The sequence below is a fragment of the Phenylobacterium sp. genome, assembly GCF_036963605.1.
Classification (GTDB): domain Bacteria; phylum Pseudomonadota; class Alphaproteobacteria; order Caulobacterales; family Caulobacteraceae; genus Phenylobacterium.
Window position 1 is genome coordinate 1 of the sequence record NZ_JBALUY010000125.1, and the last position, 5617, is coordinate 5617.

At 68.5% G+C, this 5617-nt stretch carries 5 protein-coding genes and 1 pseudogene; 5 read left to right on the plus strand and 1 reads right to left on the minus strand.

The window, feature by feature from the left end; translation table 11 throughout:
• Positions 1-356 (plus strand): SapC family protein (locus V7702_RS16375; RefSeq protein ID WP_335651146.1); only part of this gene is annotated, 356 nt, incomplete at its 5' end.
• On the opposite strand, the gene V7702_RS16380 is transcribed toward V7702_RS16375, so the two are convergent.
• Entirely contained in the window at positions 333-1097 is a 765-nt protein-coding gene (locus V7702_RS16380; RefSeq protein WP_335651147.1) for a WecB/TagA/CpsF family glycosyltransferase, read from the minus strand. The two genes, V7702_RS16375 and V7702_RS16380, sit on opposite strands and share 24 nt — an antisense overlap.
• A 610-nt stretch (positions 1098-1707) precedes the next feature.
• Between V7702_RS16380 and V7702_RS16385 the strand changes: the two genes are divergently transcribed.
• The 4 genes and pseudogenes from V7702_RS16385 to V7702_RS16400 all read left to right on the plus strand — a co-directional run.
• Positions 1708-1893: a DUF3008 family protein gene (locus V7702_RS16385; protein WP_335651148.1), complete on the plus strand. Its 186-nt coding sequence runs from the start codon at positions 1708-1710 to the stop codon at positions 1891-1893.
• 102 nt (positions 1894-1995) lie between these two features.
• Positions 1996-2970, plus strand: a complete 975-nt coding sequence (locus V7702_RS16390) for an NAD-dependent epimerase/dehydratase family protein (RefSeq protein ID WP_335651149.1) — start codon at positions 1996-1998, stop codon at positions 2968-2970.
• A gap of 219 nt (positions 2971-3189) precedes the next feature.
• The gene (locus V7702_RS16395; protein WP_335651150.1) at positions 3190-5379 is read left to right on the plus strand and encodes an AGE family epimerase/isomerase; all 2190 of its coding nucleotides are present in this window, start codon (positions 3190-3192) and stop codon (positions 5377-5379) included.
• Positions 5370-5617: pseudogene (locus V7702_RS16400) on the plus strand (UDP-glucose 6-dehydrogenase); the annotation flags it as partial. The gene V7702_RS16395 and the pseudogene V7702_RS16400, both read left to right, overlap by 10 nt.

Consider the following 5617-nt stretch of genomic DNA (forward strand, 5'->3'; position numbering starts at 1 on the left):
AGACGATCGGCAAGCCCCTGTTCGATGGGGACAGGCCGAGCGCCCTGCTCGAGTCGGCCATGACCTTCTGCCGCTCGGCCCAGGCAGCCGAGCGCGCCACCGCTCCTTTTATCGCGCGCCTGACGGAGCTTGACCTGCTCGACGGCCGCACCGCCACTGTCGAGGTGGCCGACGGCCCCAAGGTGTCGCTGTCAGGCTTTCTCACCATCGACGAGGCCCGGTTCCGCGCGCTCAGCGACGAGGTCTTCCTCGACCTGCGCCGGAGCGGCTGGCTTGCCGCCATCTACGCCCAGATCCAGGCCACGCTGAACTGGAGCCGCCTCGCCGACCGGCTAAGCGACAGGCAGGCGGCCTGAGCCTTTTCGTCGCCCCAGGCGCCCCTCGCGGTGAGCCTGGCGGAGATCGGCAAGCGCCGGCCCGAGCAGGGACCACGGCTCGACACCATAGCGCCGCGAGAGCCTTCTCGGATCTGACACCAGACGGAAGAGCCATTCGAGCCCTGCGCGCCCCATCCAGCGGGGAGCGGCCTTCTGCGTCCCGGCCTCATAGTCAAAGGCCGCGCCAACCGGCAGGATGACGCAGGGCGGCAGGATGGCGCGGTTGTCGAGGATCCAGAGCTCCTGGCGCGGCATGCCCATCCCCACCATCAGGACGTCCGGGGCGAAGGCTCTGATCGTGTCGATGACGGTGGCGTTGTCGGCCGAGGTGGGCTCGGCATTGAAATAGCCGTCGCATATGCCGATCACCGCTCCGGGATAGTCGGCCGACAGGCGTTCAGCGGCCTGCTGCGCCACGCCCGGCGCGCCGCCCAGATAGAAAACCCTCCAACCCTGGCGGTTGGCCAGGCTCCAGAAATGCGGCCGCCAGTCGAGATAGGTGCAGCGGTGGAATGGCCGCGCCGGTAAGCCCAGCAGGCCGGCGAAGGCCAAAAGGGGCGTGGAGTCCGCCTCGATGAGATCGGCCCCGGCGTAGAAGGCCGCCAGCTCGGGGCGTTGCCGCAGGAGATAGAGGCTGTGCAGATTGTGGTTGGCGATCAGTCGCTGGGCGCCGGCCGAAACCCAGGTGGTGAGGATCGCCATCACCTCTTCGGGACGCACCAGGTCGATCTGGCCGCCCAGGACGGCGACCCTGGTCCGGGGGCGTTCGACCGATCGGACAGAGGGGCGGGGAGACCTGCGCCGTTCCACTGAATCCGTCCGTTGCCGCTTGCGAGGCGCTCAACCTAGGCCGGACGGGGTTAAGCCGGGCTTTCGCCGGGCGCTTTCGCGCACTTGCCTCTCGCGCGTCGCCCGCGGCTGTGGCACGACCCTGACCCATGCGGACGTGGCGAAACTGGTAGACGCAGCAGACTTTGACTTCAGAGTGCCCGCGGGGAAATCCGCGGCGTAGAACCGCTCAAATTCGGGGAAGGCTAAGGGGCGACCTAGGCTAATCCCGAGCCAAGCCTCCGGCCTGCCCGGGGGAAGGTGTAGAGACTAGACGGGCGGCGCCTAAGGCCTGGCGGCTAGGGCGAAGGGATAGTCCAGACCACGAACAGCCCGGGCGACCGGGCCGGCGGCGAAAGTCGAAGTGGTACGAAAATCTGTTTTCCGAAAGGAAGTGCGGGTTCGATTCCCGCCGTCCGCACCACCTTGGCCTCGACAGAGCGGGAACCTCGGGCCGCCGCCGCCGGTTGGCTGCGCATTAGACCTATCCAGGAGATGCGACATGCCTGCCAAATCCGCCGCCCAGCAAAAGGCCGCCGGCGCCGCCCTGTCGGCCAAGCGTGGCGATACCCCGAAGTCCGACCTGAAAGGCGCCTCCAAGTCGATGGTCAAGTCGATGAGCGAGAATGAGCTCGAGGAGATGGCGTCCACCTCCCGCAAGGATAAGCCCCAGCACAAGTCCGACTGACGGCGGCCGAGGCCTGAGCTTCACCTCGCCACCATTTCATGCGACCCCTGCGCGGCCCGGCGGCGCTGAAGCCGGTCGTGAAATGGAGTTCGGGGCTTGGTCATGCCGGCGCCTGTCATCGTCACCGGCGCAGCCGGGTTCATCGGCATGCATGTGGCCGAGCGCCTGCTGGCCCGCGGCGAGGCCGTGGTCGGCGTCGATGAGTTCAACGCCTATTATGATCCGGCCCTGAAGGTGGCGCGGGCGGCCCGGCTGGAGGCCGATCCGGCGTTCCGCATGGTGCGTATGGACATCGCCGATGCGCCGGCTTTTGCGGCCCTGGTGGCGGAGAGCAGGGCGCGGCGCGTGGTGCATCTAGCGGCCCAGGCCGGCGTGCGCTACTCGATCGACCACCCCTTCGCCTATGAGCGCTCTAACCTGGCGGGACATCTGTCGGTGATGGAGGCCTGCCGCCATGCGCGGGGCTTCGAACACCTGGTCTATGCCTCATCCAGCTCGGTCTATGGGGATCGGCCCGGCGCCGGCGCAGGTTTTCGCGAGGAGGACGCCGTCGATGCGCCGGTCTCGCTCTATGCGGCGACCAAGCGAGCCTGTGAATTGATGAGCCACGCCTATGGCAAGCTCTATGGCTTCCCGCAGACCGGCCTGCGGTTCTTCACCGTCTATGGCCCTTGGGGCCGACCCGACATGGCCTATTTCTCGTTCACCGAGAAGATCCTGGCTGATGAACCTATCGAAGTGTTCGGCCAGGGACAGATGGCCCGGGACTTCACCTATATCGACGACATCGTCGACGGCGTGATCGGCGCTCTGGACCATCCCCCTGAGCTGGGCGCGAACCGCATTCTGAACATCGGCGACAGCCGGCCCGTCGGCCTGATGGACATGATCGCGGTGCTGGAAGGGGCCTTGGGCAAGAGCGCGCAGAAGGTGTTCCTGCCCATGCAGCCCGGCGACGTGACGACCACCTATGCCGACATCTCCAGGCTTGCGGCGCTCACCGGCTATGCGCCCAAGGTGTCGCTGGAGGAGGGCATACCGCGGTTCGTCGCCTGGCGGCGCGCATTTTACGGCTAAGGCGTTCAGGCCGGATGAGCAGAGTTCGCGCAAGGAACCAGGGCCGCCTGTGATGTGGGCGCAATAAATTCAGCCGATAAGCAGCCGCCGCGCAGAATGAGCGGCTTTAGGCTTGGCCGGCGCGGGACTTGCACGCTAACCGAGAGCCGGCGCTTTTTCGCGCGAGGGGGTGTATCTGGCTCCCATAGCGAGACGCCGCAGTGCGGGGGAAGACTTCAGTTGGCCATCTATCCCGTCATCATGTGCGGCGGCTCCGGTTCGCGCCTCTGGCCGGCGTCGCGTCCGTCCCACCCCAAGCAGTTTCTGCCCCTGGTCGGCGCGCTTTCCATGTTCCAGGAGACGGTGCTGAGGGTCGTCGATCTGGGGCAGGAGGGCGACATGGTCATCGTGGCGGGGATCGCCCATGGCGAGCTGATATCCGTCCAGTTGGCGGAGATCGGAGTCTTGGCGACCGTCCTGCTCGAGCCCGAGCCTCGGGATTCGGCGCCGGCCATGGCTGCGGCGTGCGCCTGGATCGCGGGCCGCGACTCTGAAGGCGTCGCCGTGGTGGTGGCCGCCGATCACCACATGCCCGATGGCGCAGCCTTCCGCGCCGCCGCACTGACCGCCGTGGACGCCGCGCGCCTGGGCCAGATCGTCACCCTGGGCATGCGGCCCGCCAGCCCCTCGACGGCCTACGGCTATATCTCGCCCGGCGAGGGACCGGGCCCAGCGAAGCCGGTGCAGGCCTTTGTCGAGAAGCCTGATGCGGCGACCGCGCAGGCCTATATCGAGGCCGGACACCTTTGGAACAGCGGCAACTTCGTCGTCGCCGCCGACGTGCTCCTGGCCGAGCTGGAGGCCTTCGCCCCGGCCATCGCCGAGGCCGCCCGCGCCGCCGTGGAGCCGTGCGCCAAGGGTCAGAGCGTCCTGGCCGAGACCTTTCGGACCGCGCCGAAGATCTCCATCGACTATGCGGTCATGGAGAAGACCCGGCGCGCGGCCGTCCTGCCCGTGGACTTCGCCTGGTCCGACCTTGGCGCCTGGGATGCTGTCTGGCAGGCCAGCGACAAGGACGCCGCAGGCAACACCATCCGCGGCGAGGCGCTGATGATCGAATCCACCGACTGCCTGGTGCGGGCGCCGGCCGGAATGCAGGTGACCCTGGTGGGGGCCAAGGACCTCGCCGTGGTGGTCGATGGCGGTCAGGTCCTGGTCTGCGACCTGGCGTCCAGCCAGCAGGTGAAGACCGCCGTCGATCAGTTGAAGGCCCAGGGCCGCGAGACGGTGGCGCCGGCGGCGCCGTTCCATACCGTGGCCGAGGCTGCGGCCTGGTTTGACCAGTGGCTGAAGACCAGCGCCCTGCCGCTGTGGTGGGCCTTGGGCGCCGACCACGTGCGGGGCGGCTTCCGCGAGGCCCTGACGCCGGAGGGGGCGCCTGTGGAGGCGCCGCGGCGTTCCCGGGTGCAGACGCGGCAGACCTTCGTCTACGCCACCGCCGGCCTGATGGGCTGGCAAGGCCCCTGGCGGCAGGCGGCCTGGCACGGGATGGACTATTTCCTGGCCCGCTATCGTCGCCCAGACGGCCTGTTCCGCGCGGTGGTGTCGAACGAGGGCGAGCCGATCGACGAGACCGCGGCTCTGTACGATCAGGCCTTCGCCCTGCTGGCCATGGCCACCCTGAACCAGGCTGATCCCGGCCACACCGACCTGGCCGCGGAGGCTCAGCGCCTTCTGGCCGCGCTCCAGGTCATGCGTCACCCGGCCGGCGGCTTCCGCGAGGAGGGCGCCCATCCCTTCCAGGCCAATGCTCATATGCATCTGCTCGAGGCCGCCATGGCCTGGGCCGAGAGCGGCGGCGGACCGGAGTGGCAGGCCCTGGCCGCCGAGATCGTCGAGCTGGCCCTGACCCGCTTCATCGACCCCGAGGGCGGCTTCCTGCGGGAATTCTTCGACGAGGCCTGGGCGCCGGCCCCCGGCGAGGACGGCCGCCTCATCGAGCCAGGCCATCAGTTCGAATGGGCCTGGCTGCTGGAGCGCTGGGCCGTGCGGACCGGTGAGGCCCGCTGCCACCAGGCTGCGCGCCGCCTCTACGCCGCCGGCCTTCGCGGCGTCGACGCCAAGCGCGGCGTCGCCATCAACGCCCTGAACGACGACTTCACCGTCCGCGACGCGAACGCCCGCCTATGGCCCCAGACCGAATGGCTGAAGGCCGCGCTGATCCTGGGCGAGCACGCCCTGGCCCCGGCTCAGGGCTTAGCTCGCTACCTGAAGACCCCCGCGCGAGGGGCATGGCGGGATCGGCTGGACGCGGCGGGGACGTTCGCCGAGGAGTCATGCCCAGCCAGCTCCTTCTATCACATCGTCGTGGCCTGCAGAGCCTTGCCCGCGGCGACTCTCAAGGACCCTAGGACCCACGCATGCAAGTAGCGATGATCGGGACGGGCTATGTGGGCCTGGTGAGCGGGGCGTGCTTCGCCGACTTCGGCCATGTGGTGACCTGCATCGACAAGGACGCCGACAAGATCGATCGCCTGCGGACCGGCGGGATTCCGATCTTCGAGCCGGGTCTTGAGGGACTGGTGGCGCGCAATGTGGCGGCCGGCCGGCTGTTCTTCGAGACCGAGGCGGCGGCTGCGGTGGCCAAGGCAGATGCGGTGTTCATCGC